Genomic DNA, 694 nt, shown 5'->3' with positions numbered 1-694 from the left:
ATGAGAAAATAGCTAAATCAATAGGACTGTCAAGGGACTCGGTCAGAGGTTACTGCGTAAGGAATGGATTAAACGGATTAGCAACAGAGTTAGTAACAGAGTATCGTAGTATAATGAAAGAGGAGTTCCAATCCATTTTGTGCCTTAACTGTGGAAGCAAAATTGTACAAAACAAATCTGGGCGTAGAAAAAAATACTGCTCTTTAAGCTGCAAAAGAGAATGGGAGAATATTCACAGGAAATCGTATAAACTAACTTGTGAATATTGCGGAGTAGAATTCAAATCATTAGGAGCAAATGGGCGAAAGTACTGTAGTCAAAAGTGCTATATCAGGGATAGATTCTGGAGAGAAGAGGATGTAGCAGAAGTGACAAATAAAATTAAGGAGTATAGAAAAGTGAGCTGCTTGCCGAAATGGCTCAAGGATTTACTATTGTCGGGTACTTGATTTTACGGCGGGTATGCACTAATTGGAAACGCGTGGGAAAAAGTTGGAGAGGGTATGCGCGAATCAATTTTTGGAGAGTATTGGTTTTATAAAAAAACCGTAAAACTCTCTAAAACAAATAGTTACAGAAAATATAATAAATTTTACGGTATAACGAAATTATCAGAATTTCGACCCCCGGGGGTCATTTTCTTCAAAAAAGAAAGCATTTCGCGTTTTATTATCATCAGCGACGTCTCAAGGCA

Annotated in this window: 1 protein-coding gene; it reads left to right on the top strand. The window is 37.3% G+C overall.

What is annotated here, in order from left to right:
* On the top strand, positions 1-449 hold a 449-nt coding region (locus L323_RS40940; protein WP_020816681.1), incomplete at its 5' end, for a hypothetical protein.
* Between the last annotated feature and the right edge of the window lie 245 nt (positions 450-694).

The organism is Ruminiclostridium papyrosolvens C7 (genome assembly GCF_000421965.1).
GTDB lineage: Bacteria > Bacillota > Clostridia > Acetivibrionales > DSM-1351 > Ruminiclostridium > Ruminiclostridium papyrosolvens_A.
Note: the sequence above shows the minus strand (reverse complement) of the source record. Positions and strands in the feature narration are given on the sequence as shown.